Annotated in this window: 18 protein-coding genes; 7 read left to right on the top strand and 11 right to left on the bottom strand. The window is 43.0% G+C overall.

Annotated elements, in window-relative coordinates:
* Nucleotides 1-64 precede the first annotated feature (64 nt).
* Genes lspA through ribF form a run of 3 tightly spaced genes read right to left on the bottom strand, consistent with a single transcriptional unit; the run spans nucleotide 65 to nucleotide 4,341 of the window.
* The gene (gene lspA, locus PSF11_RS07210; RefSeq protein ID WP_004926783.1) at nucleotides 65-565 is read right to left on the bottom strand and encodes a signal peptidase II; all 501 of its coding nucleotides are present in this window, start codon (nucleotides 563-565) and stop codon (nucleotides 65-67) included.
* A complete protein-coding gene (gene ileS, locus PSF11_RS07205; RefSeq protein ID WP_040132816.1) occupies nucleotides 565-3,375 on the bottom strand; it encodes an isoleucine--tRNA ligase in 2,811 nt (936 codons plus the stop codon). Before ileS ends, lspA begins: the two co-directional genes overlap by 1 nt.
* 27 nt (nucleotides 3,376-3,402) lie before the next feature.
* Nucleotides 3,403-4,341 (bottom strand): bifunctional riboflavin kinase/FAD synthetase, encoded by a 939-nt coding sequence (ribF, locus tag PSF11_RS07200; RefSeq protein WP_004926774.1) that lies wholly within the window; start codon nucleotides 4,339-4,341, stop codon nucleotides 3,403-3,405.
* Between the two features lie 601 nt (nucleotides 4,342-4,942).
* Between ribF and rpsT the strand changes: the two genes are divergently transcribed.
* The gene (gene rpsT / locus PSF11_RS07195) at nucleotides 4,943-5,203 is read left to right on the top strand and encodes a 30S ribosomal protein S20 (RefSeq protein WP_014656814.1); all 261 of its coding nucleotides are present in this window, start codon (nucleotides 4,943-4,945) and stop codon (nucleotides 5,201-5,203) included.
* Nucleotides 5,204-5,255: 52 nt separating this feature from the next.
* Here rpsT and nhaR read toward each other — a convergent pair whose 3' ends face one another.
* On the bottom strand, nucleotides 5,256-6,179 hold the full coding sequence (nhaR, locus tag PSF11_RS07190) for a transcriptional activator NhaR (RefSeq protein WP_014656815.1): 924 nt from the start codon (nucleotides 6,177-6,179) through the stop codon (nucleotides 5,256-5,258).
* A 183-nt stretch (nucleotides 6,180-6,362) separates the two neighbouring features.
* On the bottom strand, nucleotides 6,363-7,535 hold the full coding sequence (nhaA, locus tag PSF11_RS07185; RefSeq protein ID WP_072502531.1) for a Na+/H+ antiporter NhaA: 1,173 nt from the start codon (nucleotides 7,533-7,535) through the stop codon (nucleotides 6,363-6,365).
* Between the two features lie 392 nt (nucleotides 7,536-7,927).
* Here nhaA and PSF11_RS07180 point away from each other — a divergent pair, with 392 nt between their 5' ends.
* Nucleotides 7,928-8,776 (top strand): EamA family transporter, encoded by an 849-nt coding sequence (locus tag PSF11_RS07180; protein WP_072502532.1) that lies wholly within the window; start codon nucleotides 7,928-7,930, stop codon nucleotides 8,774-8,776.
* 60 nt (nucleotides 8,777-8,836) lie between these two features.
* Here PSF11_RS07180 and dnaJ read toward each other — a convergent pair whose 3' ends face one another.
* Entirely contained in the window at nucleotides 8,837-9,973 is a 1,137-nt protein-coding gene (dnaJ, locus tag PSF11_RS07175) for a molecular chaperone DnaJ (RefSeq protein ID WP_004926754.1), read from the bottom strand.
* A 110-nt stretch (nucleotides 9,974-10,083) separates the two neighbouring features.
* A complete protein-coding gene (dnaK, locus tag PSF11_RS07170; protein ID WP_072502533.1) occupies nucleotides 10,084-12,003 on the bottom strand; it encodes a molecular chaperone DnaK in 1,920 nt (639 codons plus the stop codon).
* A gap of 335 nt (nucleotides 12,004-12,338) precedes the next feature.
* Between dnaK and satP the strand changes: the two genes are divergently transcribed.
* Nucleotides 12,339-12,905, top strand: a complete 567-nt coding sequence (gene satP / locus PSF11_RS07165) for an acetate uptake transporter (RefSeq protein WP_072502534.1) — start codon at nucleotides 12,339-12,341, stop codon at nucleotides 12,903-12,905.
* A 55-nt stretch (nucleotides 12,906-12,960) separates the two neighbouring features.
* On the opposite strand, the gene mog is transcribed toward satP, so the two are convergent.
* Entirely contained in the window at nucleotides 12,961-13,539 is a 579-nt protein-coding gene (gene mog, locus PSF11_RS07160; RefSeq protein ID WP_004926746.1) for a molybdopterin adenylyltransferase, read from the bottom strand.
* 310 nt (nucleotides 13,540-13,849) lie between these two features.
* Nucleotides 13,850-14,803: a transaldolase gene (gene tal, locus PSF11_RS07155; RefSeq protein ID WP_014656817.1), complete on the bottom strand. Its 954-nt coding sequence runs from the start codon at nucleotides 14,801-14,803 to the stop codon at nucleotides 13,850-13,852.
* Nucleotides 14,804-15,087: 284 nt separating this feature from the next.
* Here tal and yaaA point away from each other — a divergent pair, with 284 nt between their 5' ends.
* From yaaA to PSF11_RS07135, 4 genes are all read left to right on the top strand, one after another.
* The gene (gene yaaA, locus PSF11_RS07150) at nucleotides 15,088-15,864 is read left to right on the top strand and encodes a peroxide stress protein YaaA (RefSeq protein ID WP_004926740.1); all 777 of its coding nucleotides are present in this window, start codon (nucleotides 15,088-15,090) and stop codon (nucleotides 15,862-15,864) included.
* 191 nt (nucleotides 15,865-16,055) lie between these two features.
* Entirely contained in the window at nucleotides 16,056-17,051 is a 996-nt protein-coding gene (locus PSF11_RS07145; protein WP_004926737.1) for an aldo/keto reductase, read from the top strand.
* A 310-nt stretch (nucleotides 17,052-17,361) separates the two neighbouring features.
* On the top strand, nucleotides 17,362-17,580 hold the full coding sequence (locus PSF11_RS07140) for a hypothetical protein (protein ID WP_004926727.1): 219 nt from the start codon (nucleotides 17,362-17,364) through the stop codon (nucleotides 17,578-17,580).
* A gap of 61 nt (nucleotides 17,581-17,641) precedes the next feature.
* Complete coding sequence (locus tag PSF11_RS07135; protein WP_004926724.1) at nucleotides 17,642-18,199, top strand: hypothetical protein; 558 nt, start codon at nucleotides 17,642-17,644, stop codon at nucleotides 18,197-18,199.
* Nucleotides 18,200-18,321: 122 nt separating this feature from the next.
* Here the strand turns inward: PSF11_RS07135 and thrC are convergent, their stop codons facing one another.
* Nucleotides 18,322-19,614: a threonine synthase gene (thrC, locus tag PSF11_RS07130; protein WP_004926722.1), complete on the bottom strand. Its 1,293-nt coding sequence runs from the start codon at nucleotides 19,612-19,614 to the stop codon at nucleotides 18,322-18,324.
* Nucleotides 19,615-19,617: 3 nt separating this feature from the next.
* On the bottom strand, nucleotides 19,618-20,547 hold the full coding sequence (thrB, locus tag PSF11_RS07125) for a homoserine kinase (protein WP_004926720.1): 930 nt from the start codon (nucleotides 20,545-20,547) through the stop codon (nucleotides 19,618-19,620).
* Nucleotides 20,548-20,549 lie beyond the last annotated feature (2 nt).

Raw genomic sequence — 20,549 nt, 5'->3', positions numbered from 1 at the left:
AATCGAACCTATTTCTATTATAAAAATCAGCCCGGCAGAACCGGGCTGAGGGTTATTATATCAGTTAATTTGCTTTCTTTTTGTCCTTGTCAGGCAAGAAGCCTTCTAAGATCACTAAAGCGGCACCAATACAAATCGTAACATCTGCAAGGTTAAATGTTGGGTAATGCCAATTGCCTATATAAAAATCAATATAATCAATGACAAAGCCATGTATTAAACGATCACTCAGATTGCCAATTGCTCCACTGATAATCAACGCATAAGCGATATTGCTTAGTCGTTTTTGCGCGCTTTGGCGATACATCATTACCATTAAAATGACAGATATCGTCACCGCGATGCCAGCAAAGAACCAACGTTGCCAGCCTCCCTCATCAGCAAGAAAACTAAATGCGGCACCAAAGTTTTGTGCATACATCAAGTTGAGGTAAGGCATGATTGGATATAATTCATGCAGGTTCATCTCTTTCAAGACTAACTGTTTAATGCCTAAATCCAATGCAATCAGCACAACGGTTAACCACAACCAACGTAACCCAGTAGAACAAATAGGTCTCTTCATTATGCAAACTTACGTATTTCACCGTTTCCGGCTACGTTAGTGACACAGCGACCACACAATTCAGGGTGATCAGCAACGGAACCTACATCATTAGCATAGTGCCAGCAGCGAGGACATTTTTCACCAGCAGCCTTGCTAAAGCCAATTTTCAAGCCACTTAGCTCTGATTGTTGTGCATTCGCTGGTGCCTCAGCAATATCAGCAACTCGTACTTGAGAGGTCAACAACACAAAACGGAGCTCATCCGCTAAGCTATTGAGCTTCTCTGCAAGCGCTTTATCCGCATACAAGGTGACAGAGGCCTCTAATGAGCCACCGATATGTTTATCTGCACGTGCTTGCTCAAGAACTTTGTTAACTTCACCACGAACAGCAAGTAGCTCAGCCCAGAAATCATCATTCATGCTTTCTGTTTCTGCCAAACCAAATAATGCGTCATACCACTCTTCGGTTAATACAAACTTAGCACGCTCACCTGGCAGCTCGTTCCAAATTTCATCCGCAGTGAACGACAGTATTGGTGCAATCCAACGAACCAAGGCTTCCGCAATATGGAATAACGCTGTTTGGCAGCTACGACGAGCAAGGCTATCACTCTTCGCGGTATACTGGCGATCTTTAATGATATCCAGATAGAATGAGCCCATTTCGATAGAGCAGAAATGCATAAGGCGCTGAATGACTGACAAGAAGTCATATTCGTCATAAGCTTTAGTGATCTCTTTTTGAGCCTCAAGTGCACGCCCTACTGCCCATCTATCTAACACCACCATCTCTTCAGGTTTAACCATATCAGTTTCAGGGTTAAAGCCGTTCAGGTTAGCCAGTAAGAAACGTGCAGTGTTACGAATACGGCGATAAGAGTCTGCCGCACGTTTTAAGATCTCATCCGATACCGCAATTTCACCAGTGTAATCGGTAGATGCCACCCATAGACGTAAAATATCAGCACCCAGTTTGTTCATCACATCCTGTGGGCTAATTGTGTTACCTAAAGATTTAGACATCTTGCGGCCTTGACCATCGACAGTAAAGCCATGAGTCAGTACTTGACGATAAGGTGCTTTGCCTTTCATTGCCGTTGAGAGCATCAATGAAGACATAAACCAACCACGATGTTGGTCTGAACCTTCAAGGTACATATCCGCTGAATTGCCGTGATACTCAGGACGTGCATCCACAACGGCAAAATGTGTCGACCCTGAATCAAACCATACATCCAGTGTGTCTGGCACTTTACGGTAGATTTCAGCTTCATCACCTAATAGCTCAGCAGCATCCAGATCCCACCATGCTTGAATACCATCAACTTCAACACGTTTAGCGACTTCTTCCATCAACTCCAACGTGCGAGGATGTAACTCTTCGGTCTCTTTATGCACAAACAGTGACATTGGTGTTCCCCACGTACGTTGACGCGAGATACACCAGTCAGGGCGGTTTTCAACCATTGATTCGATACGTGCACGACCCCAACCTGGGATCCACTGAACGATATCAATCTCTTTTAGTGATTGCTCACGCAAGCCGTTCTTATCCATGCCAATAAACCATTGTGGTGTAGCACGGAAAATGACTGGGGTTTTATGACGCCAACAGCATGGATAGCTATGTGAAATAGCTTGCTTATACAGCAATGCGCCTTTTTCTTTCAGTAACTCAACGATGACATCGTTAGCTTTGAAGATGAACACACCATCCAAGGTTGGATAGGTATTCGCAAGGAAGCAACCATCTGGACCTACTGGGTTTGCAGTTTCTAGGCCATATTTTTGACCGACTACATAGTCTTCTGGACCATGACCTGGGGCGGTATGCACTGCCCCTGTACCGGCATCAAGAGTAACGTGATCCCCTAAAATAGCAGGCACATCAAAGCCCATAAATGGATGCTCGAAGCGCAATAATTCAAGGGCACTGCCTTCACATTCGCTCAGCACTTTCCATGACTCAATGCCCACTGTTTTCATGACATCTTCAACGAGATCAGCCGCAAGGATAACGACTTCGCCATTGGCTTCAACCAACTGGTATTTAAACTCAGGGTTCAGTGAGATAGCACGGTTAGCTGGTAACGTCCAAGGCGTTGTGGTCCAAATGACTAGCGCTGGCGTTTTATCACCCACTATGCCAAATTTTTCGTACACCGCGTTGCTATCTACGGCAGGGAAACGAACGTAGATAGATGGTGACGTTTTGTCATAGTATTCAACTTCTGCTTCAGCAAGTGAAGACCCACAAGCAGTACACCAGTGAACTGGTTTTGCCCCTTTCACTAGGTGACCATTAGCGATAGTTTTCGCCAATGCTCTGATAATGTTTGCTTCTGTTTTGAAGTCCATCGTCAGATACGGCTTATCCCACTCACCCAAAACACCAAGGCGAATAAAGTCAGCTTTTTGGCCTTCAATTTGCTCTTTAGCATATTGACGGCATTGTGCACGGAATTCAGCGGCGGAAACTTTCTCCCCTGGCTTGCCTACTATTTGCTCAACTTTATGTTCAATAGGTAAACCATGGCAATCCCAACCAGGGATGTATGGGGAGTCAAAGCCCGCCAGCCCTTTGGATTTAATAATAATGTCTTTGAGAATTTTGTTGACTGAGTGACCAATATGAATACTGCCGTTAGCATACGGAGGGCCATCGTGCAGAATAAATGTTTTTTTGCCCGATTTTGCTTTACGGATAGCATGATACAAACCTTCTTTGTACCAGCGCTCTAACATCTGTGGTTCGCGTTTGGCGAGATCGCCACGCATTGGAAACCCTGTTTCTGGTAGATTCAGGGTATTTTTATAGTCACTCATCGATTCTCAGTTCCATTTTCCGCTAAATTATCTGACATTTATTGCCGCTAAGTAATCCCTAGCCGCAATCACATCTTTAGCGATTTGCTCCTTAAGCGCGTCTAATGAAGCAAACCGCTGTTCGTCGCGTAATTTCTTACGCAACACGACATCAATATGACGTCCGTATAAATCCATATTGGCATCAATCAGATGGACTTCTAATTGCTGCCCTTTACCAGATACTGTTGGCCTAGTACCTATATTTGCTACACCAGGCAAGGGCTTATCCCCTAAACCGTAAACTTCTACAGCATACACACCCGTCACAGGTGTGACTAATCGTTTTAATGGCAGGTTTGCCGTTGGAAAACCGATGGTACGCCCAAGTTGGTTTCCATGCACAACACGCCCACTGATACGATATGGGTGGCCTAATAACGTTTCTGCTAATGCCAGATCGTTATCTTGTATTGCTTTGCGAATCGCAGTGCTACTGATACGCAACCCCGAATCACAAAAACTTTCTGTATCCGCGACTTGAAACCCATACTGGCTACCTGCTTGCTGTAGGAAAGCAAAATCGCCCATACGATTCTTACCAAAACGAAAATCATCGCCTATGGCGAGGTATTTTACGCCCAATTTTTTTACCAGTAGTTCAGCGACAAACTCATCTGGCGTTAAAGAGGCAAAATGTTGGTTAAACTCAACACACAGTAGGTAATCAATCCCACTGTCTGCCAAGTATTTCACTTTGTCTCGCAGACGCGTCAAACGAGCAGGCGCTTTGTCACCAATAAAAAACTCAAGGGGTTGTGGTTCAAAAATCATCACGACAGAGGGTAACCCCAACTGTTCACCCTTTTGCTTCAAATTTTGAAGTAAAACCTGATGCCCACGATGGACACCATCAAAATTACCAATAGTCAGCACGCAACCATGATGGCACGCCCGGATATTTTGTATACCGCGAATTAGCTCCATAACAGGCTCAATACCGAGGAAATTGCTGGATTATACCTTGTACGACGCTTAAGGTTAACCCAAGTTCGTAAAAGGTTTCATTCAATCGCCATTTTTTGATCAATACACAAACTACAGCCCAGTTTTAGCCTGAATAAAACCCCGACTAAGCGGTTTTAACGAAAAAAATTTAGCTGTTGCTGAATATAAAGATCAAAATATAGGGATAACCAATGGATTATCAATACAACAAAATTGCGCTGAGGTCTCGAAAAATCGTAAATTTTTCTGATTTTCGTCCAGACTTATGCAAGCCATTGTTCTCAATGACCAATAAACAAACAATTATTGCGTGATAATTATACTAACTGCTATTATCTTCAACTCAAAAATTTTTTCAGTAAAAAAATTTTTTATTATGTGCCATCAAATACGCTTTTTTTTCGCGTGAAGATCTGTATTCCTCTAGCATTTGCTGGTAGAATCTTGCACCATTCACAAACGCACTTACGTCGATGTACACGACGTTTATTTGCACAAATCCATTGACAAATGAAGGGCGAAAGGGCATATTCCTCGACCTTTGAATTGTCCTCAATAGAATACATTTGGGAGTTGGACCTTGGCTAATATCAAATCAGCTAAGAAACGCGCTATACAATCTGAGAAACGTCGTCAGCACAACGCTAGCCGTCGTTCTATGGTGCGTACTTTTATCAAGAAAGTTTACCTTGCTATCGCTGCTGGCGATAAAGAAGCGGCTCAGAAAGCATTCAATGACATGCAACCTATTGTTGATCGTCACGCCACTAAAGGCCTGATCCACAAAAACAAAGCAGCGCGTCATAAAGCTAACTTAGCAGCTCAAATCAAAGCTATGTAATTTTGCTTCTTGATTAGCTAAAAAAACCGGCTTCTGCCGGTTTTTTTGTCTGTTAAACTTTTTTCTCAAGCTTATCAAATGGCGCTGAGAACAGATTGGAAAAATCTTTGTTACAGACACGCTGAACCGCAGGATGTTGGATCATGCGTTCCGCAAAAATGACAAAATACTCTTCTTTAACGCTATCTAACCGACCGAGTTCGATAACATCCTCCCCACCCAAAATATCCGCGGCATATAATGAGGGAGCAACAAAGATTGCATTGTGATGCATACCAAAGGCTTTCATTAAAGCAGCATCATCAAATTCACCAAGTACTTCAACTTGCAAATTCTTATTACGGATCCAAGTCAATAAGTGGCGCCCTAACATTGAACGGCGACCAGGGATCAGCAAACGACGCTCTTCTAAACATTCAGGGAATGGCTTTTTAGGTGCAGGGTCGCGGCAAAAGAAACTCACACTGCACTCGCCTAACTTCACAGAAAATAGGCCTTCTTGCTGTGATGAATCGACTGGGCAATCAGATAAAATCATATCAAGTTTGTGTTGGCTCAGTTGCTCAAGCAACATTTCATGAGTCGATTCAAAGCAGCGAAGATGGATCTGCTCATGTTCAACGACCGCCGTTTCTAAAACTCGACTTACTAACTGTTTCGATAAGGCATCAGCAACACCGACATCAAACAACAAATTTGATTCTCGGCTATAATTGACAATATCAAGCATTTCTTGGCTTAACATAAACATTTTGTCAGCGTAGCGAAAAATGAGTTGCCCAAGCTCTGAGGGAACTAAACCGCGCCCTTGACGCTTAAATAATTTACCGCCTAGCCGCTCTTCTAATGCTTTTATTTGCCCGGTAATGGTTTGAGGGGTTAAATACAACGCTTCAGCCGCCCCAACGACAGACCCTTCTTTACAGACATGCCAAAAATAATAAAGGTGGTTAAAATTAAGGTGTGAAACCCGCATATCGATTCCTTCTGTACCGCCAATAATAATCAATACTGACCATACTATTTTTCACTGCTCCTTTTGCAGGAGTTATATAGATATACCCACAACACAAAAAAGGTGTGTTGCGGGTATATCATAGTCCATTAACTCGGAATTTCTTACTATTTATTTCTGAATTTATTGGAATTCAGACAATCACTATTTTTGTTGAGGTTTCGGTAACACTACCTTTAACAAAAAGTAACCTAAAAAGGCAGCTAATGTTGATCCAAGTAAAATTCCTAGTCTTGAATAGGTACTATAGCTATCATCCAACCCATCAAATGCCAGTCCGGTAATAAAGATAGACATAGTAAAACCGATTCCACATAAAACAGATACTGCGAATACTTGCCTCAAATTAATGGACTCAGGTAATTTTGCAAACCCAAGTTTTACCGAAACCCAACTAAAGAGAAAAATCCCTAAAGGCTTCCCAAAAAGTAAACCTGCCGCAACCCCTAAAGGTAATGTACTCATCAATCCATCAAACGTGACGCCGTTTAATTGAACACCTGAGTTGGCAAAAGCAAATATCGGTAAAATCATATAAGCAACCCAAGGGTGTAGCACATGCTCAAGCTCTTCTGACGGTTTTGTATTATTTGTGCCATGCAGTGGTATCAAGAAACCGACAATGACCCCCGCGAGAGTTGCATGCACGCCTGATTTAAGAATACAAACCCAAAGGATCAGCCCGATAACTAAATAAGCTGCGGTATTTTCAACTCGCCGCCAATTCATGATAACCAGTAGTGTTACACATAAAGCCGCTAAACCAAGCGCGACTAAAGATAACGAACTGGTATAGAAGAATGCGATAATCACAATGACACCAAGGTCATCAATAATCGCTAGCGCCAATAAAAAGACTTTTAACTCTGTTGGCACTCGCTTACCTAAAAGCGCCATAACCCCTAGGGCGAAGGCGATGTCTGTTGCTGCGGGTATTGCCCAACCTTGGCGTGTAATATCATCAGCGCCATTAAACAGCAAATAAATGAGTGCAGGTGCTAACATCCCACCTAGCGCTGCAACAGCAGGAAAAATAGCTTTATCTTTCCCTGCAAGCGACCCCTCAAGCAGTTCTCGTTTAACCTCAAGACCGACGACAAGAAAGAAAATCGCCATCAAAAAATCATTAATCCATAGAATTAATGGCTTATCGAGCTCTAGTGATGAGATCTTAACGGAGATAGGTATATCTAAAAACTGCTGGTATAGTCCCTGAGCTGGCGAATTCGCCATAATTAATGCGACTATGGCAGCAATAATTAGGAGTAGCCCTCCCGCTGCTTCTAACCTTAAAAATTTACGGATGATTGCTGTCATATATTTAACCCCAAAATAAACAGAGTGTTAATATTATGCTAATCATTAGTTCGTAAAAAGTCGTTTATTTATCAGTAATGATTCGATATTCTCGAGTGATATGAGAAATTACTCACTCTTTTTGTTTAATTACTGTTAAATTTAAATATAGACAAATTTATTTGAATCCATATTTTTCTTTTTTACGCAATCGCAGTACACATCCCGTTTATTAAGATAATATGCTTAACAGATCAACCACTAGCCACTTTTTTAGAGTAAACGCTCTTTTTCGTGCTGGCTCACAAAATAAAGCTTCACCATCCAGTGAGTGACAATCAACCTCGTAAGCCCTTCACAAAAAAGCCTCATTACGTAATACTGAATGACAACCTATTTCACCTATTCGTATTATGACAACCTATGTTTTGCTCGCTGTATTATTTGCAGCATTTTGTCACGCCAGTTGGAACGCCATCGTAAAATTCGGTAATGACCGTTTTTTCGGTTTAGTCATGATCTCATTATTTTCTGCGGTGTTAGCAATACCGGCACTGTTTGTGTTGGGGTTGCCTTCCGTTCATGCCATACCTTGGTTAGCCTTATCACTCCTTTTTCATCTTGGCTATGCCTATTTTTTAAGCCAAGCCTATACACATGGTGATTTAGGGCAGATATATCCCATTTCTCGAGGTTCTGCACCGCTTATTACTGCCTTACTCAGTTTGCTAATCTTCCATGAAATGATCTCTTTAATTGGGCTACTTGGGATCCTATTCATTATGAGTGGGGTGATTATTATTGCGTTTGCCGGAAGAAAGCTGACGCTCAATATCACAGGAAAAGCACTCTTTTACGCACTGTGCACTGCTTTTTTTACCGCCTGCTATACCTTATCCGATGGGCAAGGTTCTCGGGCTAGCGAAGATCCTATCGTGTATACGTTATGGCTATTTTTGCTTAACGGCATAGTACTTACTCTCTCGGGCGCTTTGAAATATCAAAAAAACCTGTTTCAAGGTATCAAACAGTATTGGCGCTCTGGTTTAATTGGTGGATTAATGCAGTTAGTGAGTTATGGCATTGCTATCTGGGCAATGAGCCAAGCCCCCATCGTTTTGGTTGCTGCGGTCAGAGAAACCAGCGTACTTTTCGCGATGTTTTTATCTATCGTTTTCTTAAAAGAGAGGTTCAACTTCATGCGCGTTACTGCTTGTGTGATTATTTTAGCTGGGGTGTTACTCGCGAAGCTAAGCCATTAATACAAAGAAAGGCACTAATCTCAAAAAAAAAGCCCGCAACTAAGCGGGCCATTTAATTTATTATTTGTTAGTTAGGTCATCAAAGAATTTCTTCACGCCGTCTAAAAAGCTTTTTGAGCGTGGGCTATTCTTTTCGCCACTCGTACCACCGAGTGATTCACCAAACTCTTTGAGTAGCTCTTTTTGCTTCTCATTCAATTTAACTGGTGTTTCAACGACAATATGGCACATGAGATCACCCTGCATACCACCACGGACAGATTTCACGCCTTTGCCTTTCATGCGGAAAATTTTACCGGTTTGGGTCTCTGCTGGGATTTTCAGTTTGACGCGACCATCAAGGGTCGGGACTTCTATTTCACCACCTAATGCCGCAACCGCAAAGTTAATCGGAACTTCGCAATGTAAGTTGTTGCCATCACGTTCAAAAATACTGTGTGGTAACACACGAACTTGAACAAACAGATCCCCTGCTGGTGCCCCATTTTCCCCAGCTTCACCTTCACCGGATAAACGAACACGGTCGCCAGTATCTACCCCTGCTGGGATTTTCACTGATAGGGTCTTATAGCGTTCAACGCGGCCATGACCATGACACTTGTTGCATGGATCTTTAATAATTTTGCCTCGGCCATGACACGTTGGACAAGGTTGCTGTACAGAGAAGAAGCCCTGACGCATGTGTACCTGACCCATACCATGACATGTTGGGCAAGTATCTACGCTGGTTCCCGGTTTAGCACCATTACCATGGCAGACATCACAGGTTTCCAAAGCTGGGATACGGATCTCTTTGGTCACTCCACGGACAGCCTCTTCAAGGGTCAGCTCCATGTTGTACTGTAAATCAGAACCACGGCTTGGGCGCTGCTGTCTGCGGCCGCCTCCAAAAATATCACCGAAGACGTCACCAAAGATATCGCTAAAATCAGCACCGCCGCCAAAACCGCCGCCGCCCATGCCACCTTGCTCAAAGGCAGCATGGCCATACTGGTCGTAAGCTGCGCGCTTCTGCTCATCGGACAGGACTTCGTAAGCTTCTTTTATCTCTTTAAATTGAGCTTCTGCTTCATCTTTTTTATCCTGATTACGGTCAGGATGATACTTCATTGCTAAACGCTTATATGCGCGTTTGATGTCTTTATCTGAAGCATTTTTTTCGAGGCCTAAGACCTCATAAAAATCTCTTTTCGCCATTTATTTTACCCTTAACATGCCGACACGGGCGTGGAGTTTCCTCGACGCCCGTGTTCGGTATCAGTAACCATTAATAACCATTAGCAAGGTCACTGCGCCCGCTAAGGGCATTATTTTTTGTCTTTATCGTTAACTTCTTCGAACTCAGCATCAACAACATCGTCATCTTTCTTCGCTTCTGCGCCTGCGCCAGCATTTGCTGAGCCAGCTTGAGCTTGTTGTTGTGCAATTTCCAGAAGTTTAGCTGAAGCAGTTACTAAAGCTTGGATCTTCGCTTCGATATCTGCTTTATCTTCGCCTTTGATTGCTACTTCTAGCTCAGATGTTGCTTTTTCGATATTCGCTTTATCTTCTGCTGGCAGTTTATCGCCTGCTTCTTCAATTTGCTTACGCGTACCGTGGATCAGTTGGTCAGCTTGGTTACGAACCTGAACTAACTCTTCAAATTTACGGTCTGCTTCAGCGTTCGCTTCCGCGTCACGTACCATTTTTTCGATTTCCTCGTCGTTCAGACCGGAAGAAGCCTTAATGGTAATGTTTTGCTCACGACCACTGTTTTTATCTTTCGCTGATACATGCAAGATACCATCAGCATCGATATCAAACGTAACTTCGATTTGTGGCATACCACGCGGTGCTGGTTGAATACCATCTAAGTTAAACTGACCCAGTGATTTATTATCACTGGAACGCTTACGTTCACCTTGCAGAACATGGATTGTTACTGCAGCTTGGTTGTCTTCTGCTGTTGAGAACACTTGGCTATGTTTCGTTGGGATAGTGGTGTTCTTCGGAATTAACGGAGTCATCACGCCACCCATTGTTTCGATACCTAAAGACAGTGGCGTTACGTCAAGTAACAGCACGTCTTTAACATCACCCGCTAACACACCACCTTGAACTGCTGCACCTATTGCAACGGCTTCATCTGGGTTCACGTCTTTACGTGGTTCTTTCCCAAAGAAATCAGCAACTGCTTTTTGTACCAAAGGCATACGGATTTGACCACCAACCAAAATAACATCGTTGATGTCATTTACGCTTAGGCCAGCGTCTTGTAGCGCAACCTTAACAGGCTCCATGGTACGTTTAACTAAATCTTCTACCAGTGACTCTAATTTCGCACGAGTCACTTTGATGTTCATGTGTTTAGGACCTGTCGCATCTGCTGTAATGTACGGCAGGTTAACATCTGTTTGCTGTGCAGAAGAAAGTTCGATTTTCGCTTTCTCAGCCGCTTCTTTCAGACGTTGCATTGCCAGCGGGTCATTACGTAGGTCAACACCTTGGTCTTTTTTGAATTCTTCAACTAAGTAGTTGATCAAACGGTTATCGAAGTCTTCACCACCTAAGTGAGTATCACCATTGGTTGCCAGCACTTCATATGTTTTTTCACCATCAACTTCATCAATTTCGATGATTGATAGGTCAAATGTACCACCACCTAAGTCATAAACTGCGATAGTACGGTTACCCACTTCTTTATCTAAGCCATAAGCCAATGCTGCGGCTGTTGGTTCGTTGATGATACGCTTAACATCAAGACCAGCAATACGGCCAGCATCTTTTGTCGCTTGACGCTGAGCATCGTTAAAGTATGCAGGAACAGTAATAACAGCTTCTGTTACTGGCTCACCCAAGTAATCTTCTGCTGTTTTTTTCATTTTTTTCAGAACTTCAGCCGAAACTTGTGGTGGAGCCATTTTTTGGCCTTTTACATCTAACCAAGCATCGCCGTTATCTGCCGCAATAATTTTGTATGGCATAATAGCCACGTCGCGCTGAACTTCTTCGTCTTGGAAACGACGGCCGATCAGACGTTTGATCGCAAATAATGTATTTTCAGGGTTAGTCACTGCCTGACGTTTTGCTGGCTGACCGACCAAAATTTCACCGTCTTGTGTGTACGCAATGATGGAAGGAGTAGTACGATCACCCTCGCTGTTCTCAAGAACACGAGCAGCTGTGCCATCCATAATTGCAACGCATGAGTTAGTTGTACCCAAGTCGATACCAATAATTTTACCCATCTAAAACGCCTCCAAAGGAATTCTTTTTTGTTCAATTTCATTACCAATCTATATGAGGCTCAATATTTCATTTTCAAGGGAGTTTTTACTCCGAGGCTCAATTTTTTTGCTTTACACAATTATTCGACTGATAACGAGTGATGCTTTAAAGATGGGGTCGTAAATTCATTCATCAAGGGGATGACTTAAAAAAATTTCATATTTTTTGCAAAAAAACCTGTCTTTCGATCATTGTTTCAGCAAAAAAAACTGCGTATGATTCGCCGCCAACCTAAACAAGCTGGCAAAAAATTTTATATCTTTTTGAATTTTAATCATTTTTCACCAGAGGTTATATGCAATCCAGCTCTATTGCTAATCCGGGTCCACTTGGTTTATTGGGCTTTGGTATGACTACAATTCTGCTCAATCTCCATAATGCAGGTTTTTTCCCTCTCTCATCAGTGATTTTGAGCATGGGGATTTTTTATGGTGGTATTGCTCAGGTGATAGCCGGACTTATTGAATATAAGAAAGGAAATACGTTTGGCGCAACAGCCTTTAGCTCATACGGGATGTTTTGGTTAACGTTAGTTGGCCTATTATTTTTGCCCACGCAGGGCTTAGCAGAGCCAACCGGACCTGCATTTTTAGGGGTTTACTTACTGATTTGGGGAGTCTTCACCTTCTTTATGTTCCTTGGAACATTAAAAGCCAATTTTGTTTTGCAATTTGTTTTTGGCAGCTTAACCGTACTGTTTGCATTGTTAGCCATCGGTAATTTAACAGGTAATAGCACTATTTTAACGATCGCAGGCTTTGAAGGGATTGTTTGTGGCGCAAGTGCATTCTACTTAGCAATGGCTGAAGTGTTGAATGAGCAATATGGCAAAACTGTTTTACCAATAGGGCAGCGCTGTTAATCGTCGTCGTAAGCAAGTCAGGTGAGTGAACCTCACCTGACTTAATAATCATGATTTAAGAGCGGATCGCCGACTTTGGCCTAAATGCCTTCACAACACTCGGATCCGTTTCGACATAAGGCCCATCGAGCAGTTGAATACAGTAAGGCACACTAGCAAAAATCCCAGAGACGATGACATTCCCTTCCGCATCCTTTAACCCTTCCAGTGTTTCTGCAATGGCTTTAGGTTGACCCGGTAAGTTGAGGATTAATGCTTGATTGCGTATCGCCCCCACTTGGCGAGAAAGAATGGCCGTTGGCACAAATTTTAAACTAATTTGACGCATTTGTTCACCAAAACCAGGCATCTCGCGATCGGCAATCGCTAATGTTGCATCTGGCGTGACATCACGACGTGCGGGGCCTGTACCACCAGTTGTCAGTACTAAATGGCAGGCAAACTCATCCACTAGCTCACATAATGTTTGTTCTATCATGATTTGCTCATCAGGGATCAGGCGAGTTTCAATACGAAAAGGTGTTGTCAGCGCTTTCGCAAGCCATGCTTCTAAGGATGGGAGCCCTTTATCTTCATAAATACCACTTGAAGCACGGTCAGAAACTGAAACCAAACCTATGCGCAATTCATCCATACAAACCTCAATAAATAACCAATAAAAAGTGCTCATTGCGGGCAACACCCAGCAAATCACGCGCATTAATACGTAGGTTATCATATCATGGGAAATATAAGGTTTCAGTGCTAAGTATCGCGATATTGCTTAGTGAAAATACATGAAGAAATGTAGGCCGTTCAGCATTAGCCGCGTCGTCAATGATTTCATTTAGTTAAATAATATTCAGGTTGCTTATCAGAGGCTCTTTTGTATTTGGTACTTACTGATCCAAAATGCAAAAAACCCAGTGAAGACACTGGGTTCTCATAAAAAGTGAAGGCAGAAATTACAGTAGCTCTGCGATCATTTTTTCCAGTTTTTCTTGGTCAATAGCAAATTTGCGGATACCTTCAGCCAGTTTATCTACTGCCATCGGATCTTGGTTATGCTGCCAATAGAACTGAGATTCAGTCAGTTTAGCTTCTGGCTCTTTTGTCTTACCAGAGTCAGTTAATTTACGAACAACTTCGCCTTGCGCTTCAGAGAGTTCTTTTAACAGTGCAGGTGAAATCGTTAGGCGATCACAACCCGCCAGTTCCAAAATCTCACCAACATTGCGGAAACTTGCGCCCATAACGACGGTTTTGTAACCATGGGTTTTGTAGTAGTTATAGATCTCAGTCACAGAAATAACACCTGGATCTTCTTGCGGTGCATACTCTTTTTTATCGGTATTCGCTTTGTACCAGTCAAGAATACGACCAACGAATGGTGAAATCAGATAAACACCTGCTTCCGCACATGCACGAGCTTGCGCAAAAGAGAAAAGTAGGGTTAAGTTACAGTTGATGCCTTCTTTTTCTAATTTCTCAGCTGCACGGATGCCTTGCCAAGTTGAAGCCAACTTAATCAGAATACGGTCATTGCTGATACCCGCTTCGTTGTACAGCTTAATCAGACGACGCGCTTTAGCGATACACGCTTCTTCATCATAAGACAGACGTGCGTCAACTTCCGTTGAAACACGGCCTGGAACCAGTTTTAGAATTTCCAAACCGATGTTGACTGCCAATTTGTCACAAGCATCAACAACCTGCTGTTCACGATGACTGCTTTGTTTACGGGCCCACTCGACCGCTTCGTCAATCAGTTTACGATATTCAGGAATTTGTGCTGCATTTAGAATCAAAGATGGGTTAGTTGTCGCATCTTGTGGTTTATAAAGCTTCATCGCTTCAATATCGCCAGTATCAGCAACAACGGTGGTCAGACTACGTAAGGAGGTTAATTTATCGGTCATTTCTTTAATCTCGTTGTTATAAAGGAATTGAGGCAAACGCCGCACCGTACAATGATAATATCACGCATCTAAGTTGCTGCAAGCGACTAAAACTATTCTATAGCAACTAATTGATATGCAATCGTTTTCGCAATTTAAATTAAAACTGAATCCTTTTAGCTTCGAATAAGCATAATCACAGTACGACAAAATAGAAAAATTGTTTTTACTTATCTCACCGATTAGCTATTTAATGGCAATTTTTGTTAAAGTGGTCGTCGTCATTTTATTATAGGGATCTTGCTATGCTCATCACAATCTCACCTGCCAAAACATTAGATTATGAAAGCCCGCTCGCAACACACTCTTTCACACAGCCTGAATTACTGAATGAGTCACAGCAACTGATTGAGGTTTGCCGCAAACTATCTCCAGCAGACATCTCAAGCTTAATGAAAATTAGCGATAAACTGGCTGGCCTCAATGCTGCACGTTTTGGTGAGTGGCATGCGGATTTCACGCCTGAAAATGCACGCCAAGCTATTCTTGCATTTAAAGGGGATGTGTATACAGGTATGCAAGCTGAAACATTTTCTGCACAGGACTTTGAGTTTGCCCAGCAGCATTTGCGTATCTTATCAGGGCTATATGGCTTATTACGCCCTCTCGATTTAATGCAGCCTTACCGCCTTGAAATGGGAACGCGCCTAAAAAACCCTCGAGGCAAAGATTTGTATGAATTTTGGGGCAATATCATCACCGACAAGCTCAACAAAGCGCTTGCAGATCAAGGCGATCATGTATTAGTCAACCTTGCCTCAGATGAATATTTTAAAGCCGTTAATAGCCAAAAATTAGATGGTGTCATCATAAAACCGGTCTTCCTTGACGAAAAAAATGGCAAATATAAAGTGATCAGTTTCTATGCTAAAAAAGCACGTGGTTTGATGAGCCGCTTTATTATTCAAAATAAGCTAACCAAAACAGATCAATTGGCTGATTTTAACCTTGAAGGTTACCAATTCGATGAGAGCCAATCCAAAGGAAATGAGCTGGTCTTTACCCGTCCTGAACAACATTAATCCCCTAAATAAGGTGGTCGCTAGTGTGATCACCTGACTCACGACTCGGCAATATTGTCTCTTTTTTATCCTCCATCACATATTTACTAAAAATTTGTATTTTGGTTAAAAATTAGCATTGATTCACCATAGCGAAAATGACATTTGTGTCAGTATCGTTTAGGTCTCTGCCAACTATTTGGAGGTGAAGTATGCCTTATATTGCAAATACTGATCGTTACACGGATATGGAATATCGCCTATGTGGTCGCAGCGGGTTAAGGCTCCCACTAATCTCTTTAGGTCTTTGGCACAATTTTGGTGACAACAAATCCCCGGATAACTGCCGAGCCATGTTAAGGTATGCTTTTGACCATGGGATCACCCACTTTGATCTCGCCAATAATTATGGTCCTCCGCCGGGCGCAGCAGAAAGCCTATTTGGACGAATACTCCAACAAGATTTTTTACCTTACCGAGATGAAATGATCATTTCATCAAAAGCTGGCTTTACCATGTGGGATGGCCCTTATGGTGATTGGGGCAGTAAAAAATATTTAATTGCCAGCCTTAATCAAAGCCTAAAACGCATGGGTCTAGATTATGTTGATATTTTTTATCACCATCGCCCAGATCCTGATACTCCTCTTGAAGAAACAATGGGCGCCCTTGATCTGATCGTACGCCAAGGTAAAGCTCTGTATGTTGGGATCTCTAACTATCCTGCCGAGCTTGCAAAAGAAGCGATTGAGATCCTTAACCAATTAGGTACGCCTTGCCTAATCCATCAACCTAGATATTCCATGTTAGTCCGTGATCCAGAAGATGAATTACTTGATGTGCTTGAAGATGAAGGCGTCGGCTCCATAGCTTATTCGCCGCTTGCAGGTGGCATACTTACCGACCGTTACTTAAACGGTATTCCTGCCGATTCAAGGGCGGCAAGCAACCCTTCTCTTCCCCCAGAAAGGCTAACCTCCGCGGTACTCGCTCGGGTGAAAAAACTGAATGAACTTGCTTTGCAAAGAGGCCAAAAATTGAGCCAAATGTCCCTAGCATGGGTATTACGCCATGATAGGATCACCTCTGTGCTCATTGGTGCAAGTCGAGTTAGCCAAATTGATGACGCTCTCGGTATGATGGCAAACCGCGAATTTACACCTGAAGAGCTAAAAACCATTGAACTTATCTTAGAAGACGCCATTTAAGCGCTTATCCGCTGCTCCTTTGTATTCCGAGTATGAAGTGGCAGCGCCATACCAACTTCCCCCCTCAACACAAAAACAGTGATTAACTGTCTCGTAGCTTCTTTTTTTGCCGATCACAAGTCAATAAATTAATTTAATATTATTTGAAGGAATATATTAAATTAATTCACCGTTTAAATAAATAACCTCTTATAAATCAGGATATTTTAAATACAGCACATTCTAAAAGCTCACTTTTATTGATAAATAAAAATGAACAAATAAACTGAAATAGCAGTTTGTTTAATTCATTTAACCAAGAGAATATTATATGAAAATAAAACATATCCTTATCGCTTCTCTGTTTACCCCTGCATTATCTTTCGCTTCTCTTCCTCAATATCAACTCCTTGATATGCTAATGGATCCGACCTCAGTATCGGGCCAATACTTTGGCAATGGTGGTAACGGTGGTCATGGCGGAAACGGGGGTAACGGCGGCAATGGTGGTAACGGTGGCAATGGCGGCAACGGTGGTAATGGTCGGTAATTAACTCGTAATCTTATATGATTATTCCCCCCTTCTAAATGGAGGGGGGTCGGAGGAAACTATGCAACGAAAATGGCTTCTCACTATCAGCACGCTATTTTTCTTAACTCCCGCAATATCAAGCCATTCACTCAGTTACAACAATCCACTACACAGCACAACGCCACCACATGCGATTTCGAGTGAGCACAATATCTTTTATGTGAATCATGGTGGAAATGGAGGTAATGGTGCCAACGGCGGTAATGGGGGCAATGGACTCAATAATGGTAATGGAGGAGATGGGGGCCATGCACAGCCCGGCAGTAACGGTAATGGTGGTAATGGCGGTAGTGGCGGAATCAATGGCGGGAACGGGGGCCGAGGCGGTAATGGTGACGGCTACGGTAACGGAGGTAATGGCGGTAATGGTACAGGAAATGGTCACGGTGGAAACGGGGGGAATGGGGGTCATGGTGGCAACGGTGGTAACGGCGGTCATGGTTCAGGAAGTGGCAATGGCGGCAACGGTGGAGATGCAGGCCCAGAAGGAGGAAAAGGGGGTAAAGGAGGTCTTGGTGGACCAAATGGTGGCAGAAACGGCCTAGATGGTGCAAGTTCAAATCGCTCTACGCACTAGTCCTCTACTATACCGACTTTCGTGATCTCATCGTGTCATCAATATTTGAATCAATGAACTATTATCATTACGATAAATAGAAACGGAAGCATATCGCTTCCGTTTCATGGATCCAGAAATCGCTATTTAGGTGCACGTTCCATTAAGAAAGCCCTTAGCTTCGCAAAATCCGACGGCAAAAAGTGTGATAGCAGAGGTAGCTCAGCACGCTCAGCTAAAGCTTCTGGTAGAGGAAGTTGTTTATTCAAAATCGCCTCTACACTCTCTTTAAACTTAGCAGGATGCGCCGTTCCTAAGAACAAACCATACTCACCATCTTGTAATTGATCGCGTAAAACACGGTAAGCGACAGCTGCGTGCGGCTCAGATACATACCCTTTTTTATCTAACTCACGCACCGTTTCTTTAGTCACCTCATCGGTCACCGCTCCATAACCAAGCTCTTTCAGAGACCACCCTTTACGACGGAATAGCTCCTCAATACGCGGCCAGTTATTAGGTTGGCTCACATCCATCGCATTCGATAAAGTCGCAACGGTTTGATGTGGTTTCCACTCCCCACCTTCAAGGTAACGAGGAACCGTATCATTGACGTTAGTTGCAGCAATAAAGCGTTTAATCGGTAAGCCCAGCGATTTAGCAAGTAAGCCCGCAGTTAAATCACCAAAATTACCACTTGGAACAGAAATAACGAGTTGCTCACGCTTCTCAGCAGGGATTTGAGCAACCGCTTCAAAGTAGTAACAAATTTGTGCTAACAAACGGCTAATGTTGATTGAGTTCGCTGAGTTTAAATGCAATGCTTTTTTCAGCGCCTCATCATCAAAAGATTGTTTGACCAAGGCTTGGCAGGCATCAAAGTCATCTTTGATTGCAACCGTGTGAATGTTTTCACCTAGGGTACAAAAGAGCTTTTCTTGTAGTGGGCTGATCTTACCTTCTGGATAGAGAATAACCACTTGCACATTATTTAAACGGTAAAATGCGTGTGCAACCGCCGCACCTGTATCCCCAGAAGTTGCAGTTAAAATAGTCACAGGCTGGTCACCAGCAACTTGGGCAAGTGCTTGAGCCATAAAACGGCCACCAAAGTCTTTAAAGGCGAGTGTTGGACCATGGTATAGCTCTAGTGTCGCTACATCTTGCTCAACTTGAGTAACAGGAGCAGGGAATGCAAAAGCTTCTTTGACGCGAGCCGCCAGCTCAGCTTCAGGGATCTCATCACCAATAAATGCCGTTAAAATACGGCTACTACGAGTGACAAAATCCAGTTTTAGTAGCTCATCAATTTCAGCAGCGCTAAACTCTGGCAAATCTTGCGGGAAGAATAGACCTTGTTGTTTGCCCAATCCCTGTTTTACTGCCTGTGCGAAGCTCACTTGCTCGCTATTATCTTTCAAGTTATACAGTTTCATTGTTTACCCTATTGTCCTTGCCCCTGTGAGATCCAAACGGCAGATATGCACAAAGCCTTCATCATTTTGAACATAATGTTGTTGTAGATAATCGGCCATTTTTTCAGCGATTTGTTTATCATCACAAATGGCAAATAGTGTCGGCCCAGAACCAGAAATACCACATGCAAGTGCACCAATTTCATAAGCATTCTTACGCGCCTCGGCAAACCCAGGAAGTAGCTGTGTTCGATAAGGTTCAGCTACGACATCTTGGATCATAGTCGCAGCAAGCTTTGGTTGGCCTGTATGGCAAGCATGGATAAAGCCCGATAAATAACGCCCATGATTAACAATATCATGGCGCGGATAACTATTTGGCAAAATAGCTCGCGCTTCCGCGGTAGAAACCTTGATCCCCGGATACGCCATCACCCAATACCAATTCTCGAAAGCGGGAACAGGTTGAGAAATAATTCCGTTTTGCTCAATAATCAGTTGTAAGCCACCAAGGTAACAAGGAGCCACATTATCGTAATGTACACTGCCTGAAATACGCCCTTCTAGCTCCCCCATCATACTTAATAACGTGGTCTCATCAAAAGGCTGACCGGCAAACTCATTCAGTGCCATCAGTGCCGCAACAACAGAACATGCACTGGAGCCAAGCCCTGAACCAATAGGCATGTTTTTTTCGAGAGTCATCGCAACATTAAGCGGTTTACCAAAGCGTTCGCAAAACAGTTCCCAACATTGGTAAACAATATTATGTTCATTTTTTTTCGGTAATTTTGCGACAAAGCGGCCTTTATTCGTCAAAGAAAAGCTCTCAGCCGCTTCAACAGTGACACAATCCCCTAACAGCGTTCCATCTGCTGGTGATACCGCCGCGCCTAAGACATCAAACCCGACACTAACATTACCAATTGAAGCGGGCGCATAAACTTTAATCACTT

It is taken from the genome of Providencia sp. PROV119 (assembly GCF_028482435.1).
In the GTDB taxonomy this organism is placed as follows: Bacteria; Pseudomonadota; Gammaproteobacteria; order Enterobacterales; family Enterobacteriaceae; genus Providencia; species Providencia stuartii.
The sequence above is the reverse complement of the archived record's forward strand: the minus strand, read 5'-3'. Positions and strand labels throughout refer to the sequence as shown.

Coding starts and splice junctions, on each gene's coding strand:
- lspA (WP_004926783.1), bottom strand. CDS start 565: ATGAAGAGACCTATTTGTTCTACTGGGTTACGTTGGTTGTGGTTAACC.
- ileS (WP_040132816.1), bottom strand. CDS start 3,375: ATGAGTGACTATAAAAATACCCTGAATCTACCAGAAACAGGGTTTCCA.
- ribF (WP_004926774.1), bottom strand. CDS start 4,341: ATGGAGCTAATTCGCGGTATACAAAATATCCGGGCGTGCCATCATGGT.
- nhaR (WP_014656815.1), bottom strand. CDS start 6,179: ATGCGGGTTTCACACCTTAATTTTAACCACCTTTATTATTTTTGGCAT.
- nhaA (WP_072502531.1), bottom strand. CDS start 7,535: ATGACAGCAATCATCCGTAAATTTTTAAGGTTAGAAGCAGCGGGAGGG.
- PSF11_RS07180 (WP_072502532.1), top strand. CDS start 7,928: ATGACAACCTATGTTTTGCTCGCTGTATTATTTGCAGCATTTTGTCAC.
- dnaJ (WP_004926754.1), bottom strand. CDS start 9,973: ATGGCGAAAAGAGATTTTTATGAGGTCTTAGGCCTCGAAAAAAATGCT.
- dnaK (WP_072502533.1), bottom strand. CDS start 12,003: ATGGGTAAAATTATTGGTATCGACTTGGGTACAACTAACTCATGCGTT.
- satP (WP_072502534.1), top strand. CDS start 12,339: ATGCAATCCAGCTCTATTGCTAATCCGGGTCCACTTGGTTTATTGGGC.
- mog (WP_004926746.1), bottom strand. CDS start 13,539: ATGGATGAATTGCGCATAGGTTTGGTTTCAGTTTCTGACCGTGCTTCA.
- tal (WP_014656817.1), bottom strand. CDS start 14,803: ATGACCGATAAATTAACCTCCTTACGTAGTCTGACCACCGTTGTTGCT.
- yaaA (WP_004926740.1), top strand. CDS start 15,088: ATGCTCATCACAATCTCACCTGCCAAAACATTAGATTATGAAAGCCCG.
- PSF11_RS07145 (WP_004926737.1), top strand. CDS start 16,056: ATGCCTTATATTGCAAATACTGATCGTTACACGGATATGGAATATCGC.
- PSF11_RS07140 (WP_004926727.1), top strand. CDS start 17,362: ATGAAAATAAAACATATCCTTATCGCTTCTCTGTTTACCCCTGCATTA.
- PSF11_RS07135 (WP_004926724.1), top strand. CDS start 17,642: ATGCAACGAAAATGGCTTCTCACTATCAGCACGCTATTTTTCTTAACT.
- thrC (WP_004926722.1), bottom strand. CDS start 19,614: ATGAAACTGTATAACTTGAAAGATAATAGCGAGCAAGTGAGCTTCGCA.